The sequence below is a fragment of the Mesorhizobium sp. M8A.F.Ca.ET.057.01.1.1 genome (assembly GCF_003952565.1).
In the GTDB taxonomy this organism is placed as follows: Bacteria; Pseudomonadota; Alphaproteobacteria; order Rhizobiales; family Rhizobiaceae; genus Mesorhizobium.
Window position 1 is genome coordinate 2,058,270 of record NZ_CP034454.1, and the last position, 17,599, is coordinate 2,075,868.

Genomic DNA, 17,599 nt, shown 5'->3' on the forward strand with positions numbered 1-17,599 from the left:
GGGGACGTGTCAGGCCAGGCAGCGCAAATTGCCGCGATGACCGACCTGCCCGACGGGCAGGTTCCACACCCCGCTGCCATCGCCGCCAACGACGCCTATACGGCGAAACTGCACACCAGCCTCGACGCGGTCAGGCCGCTCTGGCTGCGCCTCCAGGCGCAGGGCGTGTGCACCGGCCACCAGAATTTCGCCTGGGCCGAAGGGATCGTCGCGCGGCTGCTGCCGGAAAGCGCTGAACTCCTCATCGTCGAGGTGGGCGACGCCGTGACGGGCGAACCCAGAATGCTGGTGCCGCTGATGCGGCGCAGGGTTTTCCAGCATTGGGTGGTGGAATGGTTGAGCTCTGGCGTCTGCGACTATGCGGCGCCGCTGCTGGCCGATGCCAGCCTGTGGACCAGGCAATCCGCGCAGGCCGCGTGGGCGGCGGTGCGCTCGGCGCTGCCGCCGTCGGACCGCGTCCACATCGTGGGAATTCCGCGACAGATCCACGGCGTCGCTAATCCGCTGGCCTTGCTCCCGGCCGCGCGCGATTCCATGCAGACCACCTTCGGCCTCGCCATCGACGGCGACCCGCAAACAGTCCTGAAGCGCCTTTGCAGGCCGTCCTTCGTCAAGGAATTCGGCAAGGACTGGCGTCGCCTCGAACGGCTTGGCGGCGTGGAGCTGGTCGAGGCCGGCGCGCCGGCCGAGGTCGAGCGCATCTTCGGTGAACTGGTGCGCATGCGGCTCGACCGCTTTCGCGAGCTTGGCCGCTTCGATTTGCTGACACAGGAGAAGATCGTTGATTTCTACCGGAACGCGGCCATTCAGGGCCTGTTGGACGGTTCCGTGCGGCTTTTCGGGCTGCTCGTCGGCGAGGCCCTGATCGCGGTTCAATATCTCCTGGTTCATCAAGGGACTGTTCATGCTCTGCTGATAGCAATGGACCAAGGCGTCGTGCCCAATGTCTCGCCGGGGCTTGCAATCATGGGCAGGTTGATCGGCTGGGCGCGCGAACAGGGCTTTGGGTATTTCGACCTGTCCGTCGGCAACCAGAGCTACAAGGAACATATGGGCGCCAAGGGTTCGGTATTGGTCGAACTCCGCCATGGGTTCACGATGCGGGGCAGGGTGGCCAATGCCGCCATCGAGTTCCGCAGGCGGGCCGAGGCTTTCGTGCGCTCCAACCCAAGGCTGCTCAAAGCGGTCCAGGGAACGATGCGGGGTTTGCGGCGCTTGCGTGGTTGATGCCGGGGCGGGCCAGAACGGATAGGAGAAGCATGTGGCAAGCCAGGCAGTGCAGCCGGCCGCGGCGGCGGATGCACCGGTACAACCAGTTTCCCCGATCAGAGCCGGCATTGACGTCGGCGCGCATTATACGGCGCGGCTGCACACCAGCTTTGACACCATAAGGCAGCTCTGGCAGCGCCTCGAGGAAACCGGCCTGTGCACCGGCCACCAGGGTCTTGCCTGGGTGGAGGGAATTGCCAGCCGGCTGATGCCCAAAAGTGCTGATCTGCTCGTCGTCGAAGTCAACGACGCCGCCACGGGCGCGCCTGTCATGCTGCTGCCGCTGATGCGGCGCCGAGCGCTTGGCCACTATGTAATCGAATGGCTAAGCTGCGGCGTGTGCGATTATTCGGCGCCGCTGCTGGCCGATGCCAGGCATTGGACCACGCAAAGCGCCGACGCCGCCTGGGCCGCGGTCCGCGCCGTGCTGCCGCCGGCCGACCGCATCCACGTGGCGGGAATCCCGCGCCAGATCCACGGCGTCGCCAACCCGCTGGCGCTGCTTTCGGCGGCGCGCGACTCCATCCAGATCGCCTCGGGCCTGGTCATGGATGGCGAGCCGGAAACGCTGATCAAGCGTATCTGCAAACAGTCCTTTACAAAGCATTTCTACAAGCACTGCCGCCGCTTCGAACAGCTCGGCCGCCTCGCACTGGTCGAAGCCGAGACGCCTGACATGATCGAGGAGCAGTTCGGCACGCTGGTGGAGCTCAGGCTCAACCGCTTTCGCGAGCTCGGCCGCTTCGACCTCCTGACTCAGGCGCCGATCGTCGAGTTCTACCGCAATGCCGCTCTGCAGGGGCTTTCCGACGGCTCGGTGCGGCTGTTCGGGCTGCGCGTCGGCCAAGCCTATCTCGCTGTGATTTACGTGCTGGTCATGAAGGGCACCTTGCACGCCCTGCTGCTCGGGATCGACCAGGAGGCGGTGCCCAACGTCTCGCCGGGCCTGACCACGATCGGCAAGCTGATGATATGGGGGCGGGCGCAAGGGCTCGGTTATTTCGACCTTTCGGTCGGTAGCCAGGGATACAAGCAGCATATCGGCGCGGCGAGCTCGGTGCTGGCCGAATTGTGCGAGCCGATGACGCTGAAGGGCAGGGGCTCGACCGCCTATATCAGGCTGCACGGCAGGACCGAGCTTTTCGTGCGCTCCAAGCCGCGGCTTTACAAGGCCGTGCAGGGCGTGATGCGCCGTTTGCGGCGGTTGAAGACCTGAAGGACGCACGCGAAATTGACAGGGCCGTATGTCTCCGCCATCCTTGGGGCCAGTCGCTGGGCGGCCAAAGAGCCGAGTTCCGTGTCAGGCGACCGAGGGCGAAGAGCATGTCCACTGCCGTGAACAGCCAGAACTCCAAGCGCGCCGCGGTGCGCAAGGCGCTCGACCGCCACAAGGTCTACATCACCGCGCAAAGTTTCTCAGGCGGCACCTACAGTGCGCGCGTGCTGGTCGACGGTGAGGCCTATTGGGTCGACGAATTCCGCTTGAGCCAGTTGCAGCAGGGGCTGTCGCCGGCCGAGCTGGAGCTGACGCCGGCGATTGACGATTGAGACGCTTGTTTGCTGTTGCCACGCGCTTCGATCTCTGACCGATGGCCAGCCCTCCCAAGCTCAAATCCTACCGCGCCAAGCGCGAATTCTCCAAAACGCCCGAACCCGCCGGCGGCCTGATCGTCGGCGACGGCAATCGCTTCGTCGTCCACAAGCACCATGCGACGGCGGATCATTACGATCTGCGACTGCAGGTCGGCGATGTCCTGAAAAGCTGGGCGGTGCCGCGCGGGCCTTCGCTCAACCCGGCCGACAAAAGATTGGCGGTCGAGACCGAGGACCATCCGCTCGAATATATTGATTTCGAGGGCGTCATCCCCGAGGGCGAATATGGTGGCGGGCCGATGATCGTCTGGGACACCGGCAGCTGGGCGCCGATGGACGATGTCGACAAAAGCCTGCGCACCGGCGCCTTCAAGTTCCGGCTGGCCGGCGAAAAGCTCAATGGCGGCTGGATGCTAACCCGGCTGAAGCCCAAGCCCGGCGAGGACGAGAACAAGAAGAACTGGCTCTTGTTCAAGGAGCGCGACCTCGCCGCCGACACGGCGCTGGACATTCTCGAAGCGCGGCCGGAGAGCGTCAAATCCGGATTGCGCATCGAGGAACTGGTGGCACCGCCGAAGCCGATTGCGAAGTCCGTGCGAAAGCCTGGTTCGCTGAAGCCGGGCGGCCTGCCGGGCGCGGCCAAGGCGCCGGCGCTTAGCCGCATCGAGCCGCAACTGGCGACCCAGGTGCCGAAGCCGCCGGGCGGCGAAAGCCCTGCCGAGAACACGAACGAGCTGTGGCTGCACGAGATCAAATTCGACGGCTACCGCACCATGGCGCATGTCGCCAACGGGGAGGTGCGGCTGATCACCCGTGGCGGCATCGACTGGACGAAGCGCTATGGCGACCTGGCCGGCGCGTTCGCCAAGCTGCCGTGCCGCGAGGCGATCATCGACGGCGAGATCGTCGTGCTCGACGCCAAGGGCATTTCCCGCTTCGCGCTGCTGCAGGACGCCCTGGCGAGCGGCGCCGGCAGCAAGCTGCATTTCTACGCCTTCGACCTGCTGCATCTCGACGGCTGGGACCTGATGAAGGTGCCGCTCATCCGGCGCAAGGCGCTGCTGGCTGAGCTGCTTGGCGGGCTCGGCGCCAATTCCGCCATCCAGTTTTCCGACCATGTCGAGGGTTCGGGGCAGGGGCTTTTTGATCAAGCTTCGGATATGGGGCTGGAAGGCGTCGTCTCAAAACGGGCGACCGCCATCTACCAGAGCGGCCGCACCAAGAGCTGGACCAAGACCAAGGCGCTAAAGAGCGAAGACTTCGTCATTGCCGGCTACACCGTCTCCGACGCGGCGGAAGGGCTGGCAGCCCTTGGCATGGCCGAATGGGAGGATGGCGAACTGCACTATCGTGGTAAGGTCGGCACCGGCTTCGACCGCGGGACGGCCGCCGATCTCCTGGCGCGGCTGGAGCCGCTGACATCAGGCGCCTCGGTGCCCGAAGGGGTGCCGCGCGAAATCATGCGCGAGATGCACTGGGTGAAACCGTTGTTCTCGGCGCGCGTCCACTATGCCAACCGCACGGCGGACAATGCGCTGCGCCATGGCGTGTTTCGCGGTCTCAGGGATGTCGGCCTGTCGACGCCGGTGTCGACCAAGCGCAAGCGCCTGATCGCCGAAGCCGATCTCGCCACCATCTGGGTGACCAATCCGACGCGGCGGCTGTTCGGCAAGACCGGGCCGACCAAGCTCGACATCGCCGTCTATTACGCGCTGGTCGGCGACTTCATGCTGCCGCACATCCTTGGCCGCCCGGTGTCGCTGGTGCGCTGCCCGACCGGCCTGCCCAAGGACTGCTTCTTCCAGCGCCACGCCTTCACCGGCATGCCGCCTTCGGTGGTGACGTTCCAGGCGACCAATTCCGAGGGCGAGACCAAGTCCTATCTCTCGGTCGAGGGCGCCAAGGGCTATCTGGCGCTGGCGCAGTTCGGCGTCGTCGAATTCCACACCTGGGGCACGCACCGCACCAGCCTCGACAAGCCCGACCAGATCGTCTTCGACCTCGACCCGGGCGAGGGGATTTCCTGGCGCGAGGTGGTCGAGGCCGCCGTCCACATCAAGGGCGAGCTCGAGGGACTGGGGCTGGTGCCCTTCGCAAAAACCTCCGGCGGCAGCGGCATCCACATCACCGTTCCGGTGACGGGCAAGCAGAACTGGAAGAAGCTGCACCAGGCAACCAGCGCCATATCAACGCATCTGGCGGCGACCGCGCCCGACACCTTCACCACCACCATGGGCAAGGAAAACCGCAAGCGGCGCATCTTCATCGACTATCACCGCAACGCGCGCGGCCACACCTCGGCGGCGCCATATTCGCTGCGCGCGCGCACCAACCTGCCGGCCTCGACACCGGTGAGCTGGAGCGACCTGGAGGCGATCGATGCACCGCAGGATTTGAACTATGCCTCGCTGCCGGGGCTGCTGGAGACGTCGGGCGATCCGTGGGCGGAGATCGATGAGGCCGCCAGGGATTTGCCGGTGTTTGGCCATGTGTAAGCCGGAAGCGTCGGCGCAATCCCTACACTTCGTCATCCTAGGGCGAAGCAAGGAGCGAAGCGACGCGCGCAGACCCTAGGATCCATGCCGTGACATCAGTCATAAGATACAACCGTTCGGAGTGTTCATTGGCAATATCGCAAGGTGATATCGCAGTATGACCGGCTACGTCTATATGACCGCGAGCCAGAAAGGCGGCACCATCTACATAGGGGTTACCAACGACTTGGGCCGCCGAATGCCTGAGCACAAGGAAGGCAAAGGCTCACGTTTCACAAGCCGATACGGCGTGCAACGACTAGTCTGGTACGAGGAGCACTTCGACATTACTGATGCCATCCAACGCGAGAAATCGTTGAAGCGCTGGCCACGCCAATGGAAGGTTGAATTGATCGAGAAGGCCAATCCGGAATGGTTCGAGCTATTTCGCGGGACGGGTTGGTGAGTATTCTGCGCCGTTGCGAAGCTCAAGCGTCGCGGCATGGATCCTAGGGTCTTCGCGACGTCGCTTCGCGACTGCTCCGCCCTAGGATGACGAAGCACCAAGTCCTCTCAGTTCCATCTCCATCGACGCTGCCGACAATTTGAATTATTCTCTTCCTGTGACCCAAAACCCGCCGGAAGGTTTCGTCAGGGATTTGCCGGTATTGTGCGGGGTCGGTGTAGGATTTCCTCGGCGTCGATCGTCCTTCGGACGAAAAGCGCTGCAGAGAGCATGATCCCGAAAAGTGGGAACCGGTTTTCGGACAAGGTCATGCTCAAGCTAAAATGTCAGCGCATGGCCGCGTAGGAGTTCATCATGGCGCCCAGGGCAAGTTGGAAGGGTTACCTCAAGCTCAGTCTCGTCAGCTGTCCGGTGCGGCTATATCCCGCCACCAGCGCCAGCGAGCGCATCTCGTTCAACCAGCTGCACAAGAAGACCCATAACCGCATCAACATGAAGCCGGTCGATCCCGAACTGGGGCTCGTCGAGCGCGCGGATCTGGTCAAGGGCTACGAGTACGAGGACAAGCAGTACATCATCATCGATGACACCGACCTCGACGCGGTGCGCATCGAATCCAACCACACGATGAACATCGAGGCCTTCGTCGACGAGGACGAGGTCGACGTCATCTACCAGGACGCGCCCTATTACATGGCGCCGGACGGGGCCATGGCGGAAGAGACCTTCGCCGTGCTGCGCGAGGCCATGCGCAAATCCGGCAAGCTCGCCATCGCCCGGCTGGTGCTGTCCAGCCGCGAGCGCGTGGTGACGATCGGCGCGCGCGAGAACGGCATGTTCGTGTGTACGTTGAGGAACCCGAACGAAGTGCGTGGCACAGCTGAATATTTCGGCAACATTCCGGCCGGCAAGCCTGATCCGGAAATGCTGCAGCTTGCCGAAGCGCTGATCAAGCAGAAGGAAACCACCTTCGATCCGAAGAATTACGAGGACCGCTACGAGGTCGCGCTGATGGCGATGATCCGCGAGAAGCTGAAGGGCCACAAGCCTATCATCGCGGCGGCACCGGAGCGCGGCAACGTCATCAATTTGATGGATGCGCTGAAGGCCAGCCTGTCGCAGTCGAAGCCGCCGGCCAAGTCGAAGAGCAAGGCCGACGAGGTCGCCAAGCCCGCCGCCAAGAAGGCGGCCGCGGGCGGCGCTGCTCCTGAAAATCCGCTCAAGGCCAACCTGCTCAAGGCGGTCGGCAAGAGCAAGAAATGACCGCACCGGCCGTTGCGGGCACTGTCTTCGGCACGATCGGCGCGCTGGCGGCGTTTCCGCTCCGGCTCGCCGCGCGCGAGGTGGAGCGCCAGCACGGCCAGCTCAGGCGCGGCGTCACCCGGCGCACCACGCATGTCGTGTTCGGACGGGCCTTGTTGGCCAAGGCTGGGATGACGAAAAACGGCGATGCCGAGATTGAGCGCCGCTTCGGCGCCGAGCGCGCGGCCGGGCGCATGCTTCTCAGCGAGAACAGTTTCCTGCGGCTGCTCGGGCTGATGAAGGCGCCAGAGGCGTCTTCGCTGTCGCGCCAGTCGCTGATCGACCAGTCGAGGCTGTCCGGCGCCGATCTCGACCGGCTCAGTCTGTTCGATGCCTTTGAGCATGATGGCGAGCCCTATTCGTTCCGCGACCTGATCCTGGCGCGCAAATATGCCGGGCTGATCGCCGGCGGCGCGACATGGGGCGCGATCGCGCGCTCGGTGCATCGGTCCGGTCCGGTCGCCTCGCTCACCGCCAAGTCGCTCAATGTCGGCTCGGCATTTGGCCGGCCCGACGCGATCTACCTCGAAGGCGGCCAGAGCGAACTCGACGGACAATTGCTGTTCGATCTGGGAGCTGCGGCACAAGGCGACGACACGCTGGAGGAATTGTTCGCCGAGGCCGAAGCGACGGAAGAGGGCGGCGATCACGATGGCGCCGCCGCACTTTACCAACGCTGCCTCGCCATCGATCCAACCGACGCCATCGCCGCCTTCAACCGCGCCAATTGTTTGCGCGGTTCCGGGCGCGTGGCCGAAGCCGCGTACGATTATGCCAGGGCGATAAAACTCGACCCGGCCTTCGTCGAAGCCTGGTTCAACCTCGCGGGCCTGATGAGCGAGCAGGGCCGCGACGCCTCGGCGCGAAGGCATCTGCAGAAGGCGATCGCGCTCGACAGGACTTATGCCGACCCGGTGTTCAATTTGGCGCGGCTGGAGTTTGATGCCGGCAATTTGCTGGAGGCGCGGCGGCTCTGGGTACGGTATCTCGAACTCGATGCGGGGTCGGAATGGGCTGGGGTAGCGGCCAGGGGCGTGCAGTTCGTGGATATGCAACTGGCGCAGTCGACCGGGTAAGGGCGTGGTATTCGATTCAAAAACCATCCGGACAACGGTTGCCGAGGAGCTTCATACCCGTCTCGGACAAAAATGGTTCAAGCCAGGCAGCCCTAGGTTGGAGGTCGCATCAGCTGACAACCTTACGGACTTCAGTATCGAGTTCGATTGCTATGCGGAGCGCCGGTATGGGGAATATGACTCCTCGTTGGTGGCTGTGTTCAAGTGGAAGAAGTTCGCCAAATTATACAAGGACTTTGACCAGTGGTATGAAATCAAGGATCCGGGTTCGGCGCAGTTCAAGACGAAAAGTTCTCGGCAACAGAGCAAGCAATTTCTCCGGGTTTCGGTCGATCATGTTTACTCGAGTTTTTCAGCTCCTGGCCGACGGCCCTTCTGTGCCGTGGACGAGCAGGATGTGGATGGGTTCATAACCCAGTGTGCCGCCGACTTCGACGGCAAGGTCGGCGCATGGATCAGGCAATGGTTCACCTGGGCGTCGGCGCTAAATGTGATGGACGGCAACAAACAGTTGTGCGGCGCGTGGCGAGATGTCGCCTATTTCTGTTTGCTTGAGCAGGTTCATGGGCGTGCGGCTGCTTGCGCATGGATAGGCGGTGTTGATGCAACTGGCTGGCCAGAATATCTGGCTGCCCAGGTGGAATATCTGCAGTCGCAGGTTTGCGGCGAGGTCGTTGAACAGAAGGATCGCGATGGCGGCGCTTGAACACCCCTCATCCGACCTCGCTTCGCGAGGCCACCTTCTCCCACAAGGGGAGAAGGGGTCACCAACGCCGAGCCACCGGAGTTCTATTCCATGACAACCTTCCTCTTCGATGGCCACGACACCGCTCCCGTCACCATCCTGCTTGCGCATGGCGCCGGCGCCTCGATGGATTCTCCCTCGATGACCGCCACCGCCAAGGCACTTGCCGCCGTGGGTTTCCAGGTCGCGCGCTTCGAGTTCCACTACATGGCGGCGCGCCGCTACGGCCAGCGCAAGCCGCCGCCGCGCGCGGAGACGGTGAACCCGGAATACATCAAGGCGATCGCCGATCTCCGGGCCAAGGGCGTGACGGGCAAGCTCATCATCGGCGGCAAGTCGATGGGCGGGCGCGTCGCCTCGATGGTCGCCGACGAGATGTTCGCCAAGGGCGAGATATCGGGACTGGTCTGCCTTGGCTATCCCTTCCATCCGCCCGGCAAGCCTGAGCAATTGCGCACCAAACATCTCATTGGGCTGAAGACGCCGACGCTGATTTTTCAAGGCACGCGCGACGAGTTCGGCACGAAGGACGAGGTCGCGACCTACGGCCTTTCCGATGCGATCGAAGTGATCTGGCTGGAGGATGGCGACCATGATCTGAAGCCGCGCAAGAGCGTGTCGGGTTTCTCGACGGCGGATCATCTGAAGACGCTTGCCGAGAGGGTGAAGGCGTGGGTGGCGCAGCCCTCGGTTTCGTCATCCTAGGGCGAGGCAAGGAGCGAAGCGACGCGTGTCGACCCTAGGATCCATGCCGTGACCTTCGAGAGCCGCCACGGAGCAGAACTCCGGCCCGTCGCATTCTACGCCAGACGTCACGGCATGGATCCACGGGTCAAGCCCGAGGATGACGAAGTGCGGGGCGCCAGCGGCGTGCACCAATGAAGATCGCCTCGTTCAACATCAACAACATCAACAGCCGGCTGGACAACCTCCTCGCGTGGCTCGCCAGCGCAAAACCCGATGTCGTGTGCCTGCAGGAATTGAAGGCGCGCGACACGCAGTTTCCGCTGACAAGCCTCGCCAATGCCGGCTACGGCGCGGTGTGGAAGGGCGAGCCGACCTGGAACGGCGTTGCGATCCTGGCGCGCGGTGCCGAACCCGTGCTGACCCGCGACGCCTTGCCGGGCGACGATGCCGACCGCCAGAGCCGCTACATCGAGGCGGCGGTCAACGGCATTGTCATCGCCTGTCTCTATGCGCCGAACGGCAATCCGCAGCCGGGGCCGAAATTTCAGTACAAGCTCGCCTGGCACGCGCGGCTGGAGGCGCATGCGGCACAACTCTTCGACACCGGCCTGCCTGTGGTGCTGGCCGGCGACTACAACATCGTGCCCGAGCCGCGCGACATCTATGCCACACGCTCCTATGACGACAATGCGCTGGTGCAGCCGGAAAGCCGCGCCGCCTTCGCCGCGCTGCTCGACCAAGGTTGGACCGATGCGTTGCGCAAGAAATATCCGAAGGAGACGCTCTACACTTTTTGGGACTACCGCCGGAACCGCTGGCCGCGCGACGCGGGCTTGCGGCTCGATCATATCCTGTTGTCGAAGACGCTCGCGCGCCGGCTGAAGGGGGCGGGCATTGACCGAGAGGTGCGCGGGCAGGAGGGCGCCAGCGACCATGCGCCTGTCTGGGTGGAATTGGGGTGAGGAACTTCTCGCCCGCTGATCATCAGCGGCGCACGCAGCCCTTTTCCGCAGGTCATCTCTCGCGCTAAGCTGGCTGCCCAGCGAGGGGCCGGCTGATGCATTGCATTCGTGACAACGGCGAGCGGCCATCATCGAAGCCCGTCCGCCATGAGTGACCTCGGCCTCATCGGAATCCTTGTCGCGGCGCTCGCGATCATTGCCGCTGCCGTCATCCAGCTGTTGCGCAAAGCGCGTGTCCGCCGCCGCGCGCTGCGCCGGGCCGACCCTGCCAACGACTACGCCATTCGCACCGACTGGAGCCGCAGCACCGGCACGGTCAACTACTCGTCCTTCGTCTATTTCGATGTCGACCGCGACGGCCGCTACGGGGTGGCCGACCGGCCGATGGCCGGCATCATGGTGCGGCTGTTCGACGGGCAAGGCGGCTTCGTCGCGTCATCGAGGACCAACAATGCCGGCTACGCCAATTTCACCATGTCGGCGTCGGCGGTGACGGCCGCACTCCGCTTGCCCGGCGCCTATCGGTTCTCGGTTTCGGTGCCGCCGGGCTGGCGCTCGCCCAGCGCCAACGAGACGCAGTCGATGGAGTTCCATTTGGCGCCCGGCTCGCCCACCGGGCTGGTGTCGCCGGACCTGCCGCGACCGGTCGGGCTGGCGCCGGTGCGCAGCCTGGCCGGCAGGATGGCGGCAGGCGCCACCGCGACGCTGTCGGTGATGGCGAACGGGCAGGTGCTGGAGCGCCGGGCGCTGGCCCCGGCTCCGGCCTTCCGCTTCGAGCTTGCCGACGAGGCCGACATGGTGGTGATCAGCGGCGGCGGGCTCGACCGCCAGCTGGCGCTGTCACCTTATCCGGCCGATCTCGGTCTGCTTTCGCCACGAGCCCTGGCTGAAGGGGCAGTGCTGCGCACGATCGGCTTCGACGACGTCACCCAGCGCGGCTTCCGCAAGATCCCGTGCGGCCATGCGGGGCTGGAGTGGCGCAACCTGAACGCCATGGCGAAGGATCACACCAAGGACAGCGAGGGCTATGTCAACGGCAATGTCTCGGGCGACCACGTGGCCTATACGAGCAGCGGCTATCCGGCCGAGTTCAGCCGTGAGACGCCATTCGCCTTCCACTCCGTGCTGCTCAGTGTTGCCTGGCTAAAGGCGGAAGGGGAAACGGCGCTGATCGAAAGCTGGCTGGGAGAGCAGTTGGTCGCCAGCGATGAAGTGGTGCTGTCGGCGCTGACACCGCTCCACTACGCGCCGATGCTCGGGGAAGTCACTCGTGTCCGCCTTTCGGCAAGACACTCCTGGCAAATGGTCGTTGACGACCTCGTGCTGGCCGGCTGATTACTTCGCGATCGAGATCACAATCGGGCCGTTGGTCGAGGCCGTGATCGATTTCAGATTGCCCTTCCGGATCAGAATGGGCCGTTCGTAAATCTTCTTCATGATGCAAGCTCTCCACTATATCCCGGGTGGAGTGTGTCATAACCCGGCGGGCTGTCAATATTTCGCCGGGGATGGCTTAGTCCATATCGGCGGCCACCGTGGTAAATTGGACACTAGCCTTTATCGGCATCGTTTGATCGAACCGTAGATCGTGGCCGCGGCGGCGCGATCGGCCTCAAGCTGATTTTCTCGAGCAGGGCCTCCGCGGATCTTCTTCATACCGCAGTGTCTGCGTCCGTCTTCCGTGAGCACGGGCGGCATTTTGCGATGTGCCCATGACGCTGATAGTCTGGTCCAAGGACCTGCGAGGGGGAGCGCGATGAACAGGTTGGCTGACAGGGTGCTGGGGCTCGTCCTGGCGGTGGTCGCGGTCGCCTGTCTGGCTGCGGCCTATCCGCTGATCGATACCCTTGCCGGGCACGGCTTTGCCAGGTTGGACGCGGCCGCGCCGCGTCTGGCGGCCTATTCGGTGGCCGCACTTGCCTGTTTCATCGGTGCGCTGCTGTTCCTGGCGGGCCAGTTGCCCGGCCGGCCCGTGCATGCGGCCGGAGTGCCGCTGTTCGGCAGGGATGCCGAGGTGGAGCCGGCGGGCCGTCCGGGCCTCCGCCGGGCCTTCCTGGTGCTGCCGGTGCTTGTCGTGCTGGCGCTGCTCGGCGACAAGTTCGGCTCGTGGCGGCCGCATGAGGGTGGCCAGGATGTCGCCAGCGCGCCGCCCGTGGAATCCACGCCAAAGCCCGAGCCGCCAGCGCCGGCCCCGCCGCCGGTCGCGGCAAACCCACCGGCCGTACCGGTCCAACCAGCTCCGCCCGTGGTCGTGCCGCCTACGCCGGCGCCGGTCGCGCCAGCGCCGCCTGAGGTCGCGCTCGTTCCGCCGGCAACGGTTGCGCCGCCGCCGCCGGCACCACCGCCGCTGCCGACACTGCCCGAAGGTCATCGTGACGCCGTCGTCTGGCTGGCCGTGGCGCCGGACGGGCGTTCGATCATGAGCGCCAGCACCGACCACACGATCAAGCTCTGGGATATCGGCGGCAAGCACCTGATCCGCAATCTCGGCGTGCACAAGGACATGGCGCGCACCGCGCTCTACATGCCGGACGGCATCAGCGCGCTGACGGCCGGGGACGACGGCGAGATCGTGCAGCGACAACTGGCAGACGGCGCGGTGCTGCATGTCTTCCAATCCGGCCAGAACGGCGGCGTCAACAAGCTGGCGATCAGCCCGGACGGCAAGCGCGCCATCAGCGGGCACGACACCGGCAACGTCATCATCTGGGACCTCGTCAACGGGTCCGTGCAGCATGTGCTGACCGGCCATGACTGGTCGATCAGCGCGGTCGCCATCTCGCCCGATGGCAGGCAGGCCCTGTCGGGCAGCATCGACGGGACGCTGAAACTCTGGGACATCGAAAGTGGCAAGCAGCTGCGCAGCTGGCACGGCCATGAGCAAGGCACCTATGGCGCCGTGTTCACAGCCGACGGGCATCACCTGATCACCGGCAGCGGCGACCTGACGATCAAGGTCTGGGATCTCGACAGCGGCCGCGAGATGAAGCGCTTCGAGGGCCACGAGGGCACGGTCTACGCACTGGCGCTGTCGGCGGATGGCAAGCGCCTGCTGTCGGGCTCGCTCGACGGCACCGCAAGGCTGTGGGACATCGAGAGCGGCAACCAGATCGCCATGTTCGACAGCCAGACCGGGCCGATCTACGCGGTGGCCTTCGCCGCCGACGGCACGGTGCTGACCGGCGGCTACGACCGCACCATCAGGGATTGGCCGGCTACCGGGGGCGACGGCGTCGTGCTGTTTGCGGGTGCGCCTGAGTGAGTGGAGATGTTGCGCCCGGGCAGCCGGAATTCTGAACGCGCCGAGCGCCTGGCCGACACGGACGAGGGGGCGCATTGTTGGGGTGTGCTCGGCGCCCGCGTCAGCCAGGGCGGCTCGTACCGCCGCAACGACACCATCGCACATCGCATGACGGCCGAAACTTCCGCGAAAGCGGAATAGGCAGGGGTTGAAAGGTCCGGCATCCTGACTGGGCATGGTCGGCCAACACCCGACGGGCGTCGACGAGAGACAACCTCTGCGCCTTGCAGCATCGGCCCGGCAACGCCGCAAGGTGCTGACGCCTCTGAAGTGACGGACATGGCGCGTTACCGCGCCGTGAATCGAACCGTGCGGTTTTCCTTCTAGGACCAAGGTCTTGGGCGATGCGCGCAAAGGTCCGAGGGGCCTTGTTCGGTTCCGGCAATGTCCATTGGACGTTCCGCTATTTTATCCAATCGATATATATGATCCTGCCTCGACGCCAGGTCGAGAAGGGGCAAAAACCTGCTCGGACGGCCATCGACCGATGACCGCCCGGCAGGAAAAGCAAGCGCAAAATTGCCGCGAGAGCCGTTGCGAATCAGTGGAACGAAAGCCGCGTCGGTCGTTGAGGTCGTTTGTTTCGGCATCGAAAAACTCGACCCGCTCCATGCAGGCAGGCGCGCCTGGGCTTACGGTCAGCCCAGCCACCACCACAATGCCGCGATCACCACCGTGATGGCCGCTACCGTCAGCCCCAGCATGATGTAGGAGCCCTTGATGATGTCGCGGATGATCTTCTTGATCGTTTCGCGGTCGTTCAGATTGGGGAAGGGGTCGTTCGGTTGCGCCACGTCGAGGAAATGGCAGAGCGGGCCCCAGCCTTCGCTGACCTTGAACACCAGCAGCTTTTCCGGCGGCACGGCCGCCTTCACTTCGTCGACATAGGCGTTATAGCGGGCTACCGCCTTGTCGCGGTCGCCCATGACGCCGGCCAGCGTGCGGCCCCAGATGAGCTTGCGCGACATGTCGCCGAACTTGCGGCCGAACGGGGTGAGCCATTCCAGGATCTTGAACTGCCACAGGTTCTCGGTGAAGTAGATCGTGTCGATCGTGCTTTCGTACCACGCCTCGGCGCCGCGTGGGTGCAATGTCAGCAGCACCTTGGCGTCGGGGTAGGCCACCATCAGTTCGCGCCACACGCAGCAGCCGGGGTTGTCGACCGTGGCGGTGTAATTGGCGAATACCTTGTCCCAGTCCTGCTGGGAGCCGGGCGGGCTGTTGGCCACCTTGCGCCAGAAATCGAGATGGCCTGTGTTGGCCTTGTTCATGATCACTTCCTGCATGTGGTAGCAGGGCAGGCCAAGCTTGTTCAGCGCGGCGAAGGTCGACCATGTGCCGGTGCGGCCGAAACCGGCCCCGATCAATTTGAGCGTCATTCCCCATCCCTCACCGGACTTCTTTTTCCCGATTACCCGGTCCGTGAGCATCAAACTGCTCCTGCCGGCGCCGGCGCGCAACAAAATTCTAGGCGGATGCCGGCGGCCACCGCATACTTGCGTAGTTGCTAAAATAATGAAAGCCTGTGTGCGGGTGCGGAGATTTGGCAGGGAGTCGCCGGGGCTGGGACGGTTCGGCGATCTTGAAGGTTGATGTATTTTGGGCCATTCCTCGTCGGGATGTCGGCGACCACGACCCTTGTCGCGGTCTGGACCTATATGGCTACCGGTTCCTTCTGGGAGGCGCTTGCCTGGACAGTGATGGTTCTGGTTGTCCTGCAGGTCGGCTATTTCGTGCTCGTCCTGGGGCTTATCTACAGGCGCGCACAGGACGTCGTGACAAGCCAGGACGGAGTCAACCAGGTGCCGCCGCTACATCGGGACGGCGTCCGCTTGTAACGAAGAGCCTTGGCTTCGGCCAGGATGACGCTCCCCGCAACGCATTCCTTGGCCAGGAGGATCTCTCAGGGCTTTGCTGATCAGTTTATCGAGCGTAGGCCCACCCTCTGCCAAAACGCGGCGGCCAGGTGGAACGAAGCAGCGATGCGTGCGTTTTCCTGCCGCGGCCGGCGAGGCGCCACCTCCACCGGTCGGTTGAAGGCCCGCTCTGCTCCCGGCAGGGTGGGCCTTTTTTGGAAGGCGAGGTAAAGCAGGGGAACGGCACCCCCTCGCCAGACGTTAGCTGTTACCAAGGTGGGGACGCGGAGCGAATAACCCGACCAAGACATGGCAGGCTGCTTTGCCTCGCAAAGCGTTATTTCTGCCATCCCAGAAACTCGAAGAACTTTTTGGGAATGCGAAGCATATCCGCGTTGATAGTTTCGATTAAATATCTAACAAATTGTGGCATATTGTTGGTCGAATGCCACATTCATTTCACATATAGGGATGGAACCTCCGAGTTGCGTGAGAGTTTTTGCTTGAGGCGGAGCAATTACGAATCATGGAGGTTGTCATGAAACATTATCTTACGAGTGCCGCGGCTGCCATCGTCCTGCTGGGCGGCGTCGGCGCGGCTTTGGCGGACACCATCGTGGTCCAGCCGGAACAGGAAACGGTCGTTCGCGAATACATCAAGAAGGAGCCGCTGGCGTCGGTGAACTTGTTGGGTGTTGAACTCAAGCTCGGCTCGTCGGTACCGGACAAGGTCGAACTGCGTGAAGTTCCCAACGTCAAGTACCGCGTCGCGGTGATTAACGATCAGACCGTGCTGGTGGACCCAGACACCCGTCAGATCGTTGAAGTTCTTCACTGATCCGTCTCAAGTAAATAGCCCATCATCGATTCAACTCGGTGATGGGCTTTTTACGTCGGGCAAGCTACCCCTGAATCTACTCGGCGGCCAGCTTGTCCTGCGTCCTGGTGTCGAAGTCGCTGGCATCATGGCGTTCGTGCAACTGCATGGCCGGTTCGCCGAAGGCGCGATTGACCATGCGGCCGCGCTTTACCGCGGGGCGTTCATCGATCGCCTTCGCCCAGCGCTGCACGTTCTTGTAATCCTGGACCGACAGGAAATCGCCGGAATCATTGTACATCCTGCCGAGCGCCAGCCCGCCATACCAGGGCCAGACCGCCATGTCGGCGACGGTGTAATCCTTGCCGCCGAGATATTCGGTCTCGGCCAGCCGGCGATCGAGAACGTCCATCTGACGCTTCACCTCCATCGAGAAGCGGTCGATGGCATATTCGAACTTTTCCGGCGCATAGGCATAGAAATGGCCGAAGCCGCCACCGAGATAGGGGGCCGAACCCATCTGCCAGAACAACCAGGACAGGACTTCGGCGCGGGCCGGCTGTTCGGCCGGCAGGAACGCGCCGAACTTTTCGGCGAGATAGACCAGGATCGAGCCGGATTCGAAGACGCGCACCGGGGTCTTGCCGCTGTGGTCCATCAGCGCGGGAATCTTGGAATTGGGATTGACCTCGACAAAGCCGCTGCCGAACTGGTCGCCATCGTTGATACGGATCAGCCACGCGTCGTATTCGGCGCCCTTGTGGCCAAGCGCCAGAAGCTCTTCCAGCATCACCGTCACCTTGACGCCGTTCGGCGTCGCCAGCGAATAGAGCTGCAGCGGATGCCTGCCGACGGGCAAATCCTTGTCATGTGTCGGACCGGCGATCGGGCGGTTGATGCTGGCAAAGGTGCCACCATTGGCCTTGTTCCAGGTCCAAACTTTCGGCGGGGTGTAGTCGGTCATGCGGGGCCTCGAATGGTGGGGAGGATGGCAGGTCACCCATAACTAGGGCTGCGGAGAAGGAAGTTCAACTTGTGTTGAACTATTGTC

At 63.6% G+C, this 17,599-nt stretch carries 17 protein-coding genes; 14 read left to right on the plus strand and 3 right to left on the minus strand.

Annotation, left to right across the window (positions count from 1 at the left end; genetic code table 11):
• The first annotated feature begins 6 nt into the window (after positions 1–6).
• The 11 genes from EJ077_RS09425 to EJ077_RS09475 all read left to right on the plus strand — a co-directional run bounded on the left by EJ077_RS09425 (position 7) and on the right by EJ077_RS09475 (position 11,909).
• Positions 7–1,227 carry a GNAT family N-acetyltransferase gene (locus tag EJ077_RS09425; protein WP_208701426.1) on the plus strand — a complete coding sequence of 407 codons (1,221 nt, stop codon included), beginning with the start codon at positions 7–9 and terminating at the stop codon, positions 1,225–1,227.
• A 34-nt stretch (positions 1,228–1,261) separates the two neighbouring features.
• On the plus strand, positions 1,262–2,485 hold the full coding sequence (locus EJ077_RS09430) for a GNAT family N-acetyltransferase (protein ID WP_208701428.1): 1,224 nt from the start codon (positions 1,262–1,264) through the stop codon (positions 2,483–2,485).
• A gap of 107 nt (positions 2,486–2,592) precedes the next feature.
• Positions 2,593–2,817, plus strand: a complete 225-nt coding sequence (locus EJ077_RS09435) for a hypothetical protein (protein WP_127278490.1) — start codon at positions 2,593–2,595, stop codon at positions 2,815–2,817.
• 41 nt (positions 2,818–2,858) lie between these two features.
• Positions 2,859–5,357, plus strand: coding sequence for a DNA ligase D (gene ligD / locus EJ077_RS09440; RefSeq protein WP_208701430.1), 2,499 nt, complete (start codon positions 2,859–2,861; stop codon positions 5,355–5,357).
• Positions 5,358–5,514: 157 nt separating this feature from the next.
• Complete coding sequence (locus tag EJ077_RS09445; RefSeq protein ID WP_208701432.1) at positions 5,515–5,802, plus strand: GIY-YIG nuclease family protein; 288 nt, start codon at positions 5,515–5,517, stop codon at positions 5,800–5,802.
• Between the two features lie 354 nt (positions 5,803–6,156).
• Positions 6,157–7,065, plus strand: coding sequence for a Ku protein (locus EJ077_RS09450; RefSeq protein WP_135916490.1), 909 nt, complete (start codon positions 6,157–6,159; stop codon positions 7,063–7,065).
• Positions 7,062–8,180 (plus strand): tetratricopeptide repeat protein, encoded by a 1,119-nt coding sequence (locus tag EJ077_RS09455; RefSeq protein ID WP_208701434.1) that lies wholly within the window; start codon positions 7,062–7,064, stop codon positions 8,178–8,180. Before EJ077_RS09450 ends, EJ077_RS09455 begins: the two co-directional genes overlap by 4 nt.
• Before the next feature lie 4 nt (positions 8,181–8,184).
• Complete coding sequence (locus EJ077_RS09460) at positions 8,185–8,886, plus strand: hypothetical protein (RefSeq protein WP_208701436.1); 702 nt, start codon at positions 8,185–8,187, stop codon at positions 8,884–8,886.
• Positions 8,887–8,976: 90 nt separating this feature from the next.
• Positions 8,977–9,630: an alpha/beta family hydrolase gene (locus EJ077_RS09465; RefSeq protein WP_208701438.1), complete on the plus strand. Its 654-nt coding sequence runs from the start codon at positions 8,977–8,979 to the stop codon at positions 9,628–9,630.
• A 173-nt stretch (positions 9,631–9,803) separates the two neighbouring features.
• Positions 9,804–10,574: an exodeoxyribonuclease III gene (gene xth, locus EJ077_RS09470; RefSeq protein ID WP_208701440.1), complete on the plus strand. Its 771-nt coding sequence runs from the start codon at positions 9,804–9,806 to the stop codon at positions 10,572–10,574.
• A 147-nt stretch (positions 10,575–10,721) separates the two neighbouring features.
• Positions 10,722–11,909: a hypothetical protein gene (locus EJ077_RS09475; protein WP_208701442.1), complete on the plus strand. Its 1,188-nt coding sequence runs from the start codon at positions 10,722–10,724 to the stop codon at positions 11,907–11,909.
• On the opposite strand, the gene EJ077_RS31585 is transcribed toward EJ077_RS09475, so the two are convergent.
• A complete protein-coding gene (locus tag EJ077_RS31585; RefSeq protein WP_210212161.1) occupies positions 11,910–12,011 on the minus strand; it encodes a putative RiPP precursor in 102 nt (33 codons plus the stop codon).
• A gap of 319 nt (positions 12,012–12,330) precedes the next feature.
• Between EJ077_RS31585 and EJ077_RS09480 the strand changes: the two genes are divergently transcribed.
• Entirely contained in the window at positions 12,331–13,836 is a 1,506-nt protein-coding gene (locus EJ077_RS09480; protein WP_208701444.1) for a WD40 repeat domain-containing protein, read from the plus strand.
• A gap of 677 nt (positions 13,837–14,513) precedes the next feature.
• Here the strand turns inward: EJ077_RS09480 and EJ077_RS09485 are convergent.
• Positions 14,514–15,254: a sulfotransferase family protein gene (locus EJ077_RS09485; RefSeq protein ID WP_208701446.1), complete on the minus strand. Its 741-nt coding sequence runs from the start codon at positions 15,252–15,254 to the stop codon at positions 14,514–14,516.
• Positions 15,255–15,467: 213 nt separating this feature from the next.
• Between EJ077_RS09485 and EJ077_RS09490 the strand changes: the two genes are divergently transcribed.
• Both EJ077_RS09490 and EJ077_RS09495 read left to right on the plus strand, forming a co-directional pair.
• On the plus strand, positions 15,468–15,713 hold the full coding sequence (locus EJ077_RS09490; protein ID WP_208701448.1) for an exopolysaccharide production repressor protein: 246 nt from the start codon (positions 15,468–15,470) through the stop codon (positions 15,711–15,713).
• Positions 15,714–16,269: 556 nt separating this feature from the next.
• Positions 16,270–16,569: a DUF1236 domain-containing protein gene (locus EJ077_RS09495; RefSeq protein WP_015316855.1), complete on the plus strand. Its 300-nt coding sequence runs from the start codon at positions 16,270–16,272 to the stop codon at positions 16,567–16,569.
• Between the two features lie 76 nt (positions 16,570–16,645).
• Here the strand turns inward: EJ077_RS09495 and yghU are convergent, their stop codons facing one another.
• The gene (gene yghU, locus EJ077_RS09500; RefSeq protein WP_208701450.1) at positions 16,646–17,512 is read right to left on the minus strand and encodes a glutathione-dependent disulfide-bond oxidoreductase; all 867 of its coding nucleotides are present in this window, start codon (positions 17,510–17,512) and stop codon (positions 16,646–16,648) included.
• Positions 17,513–17,599: the final 87 nt, after the last annotated feature.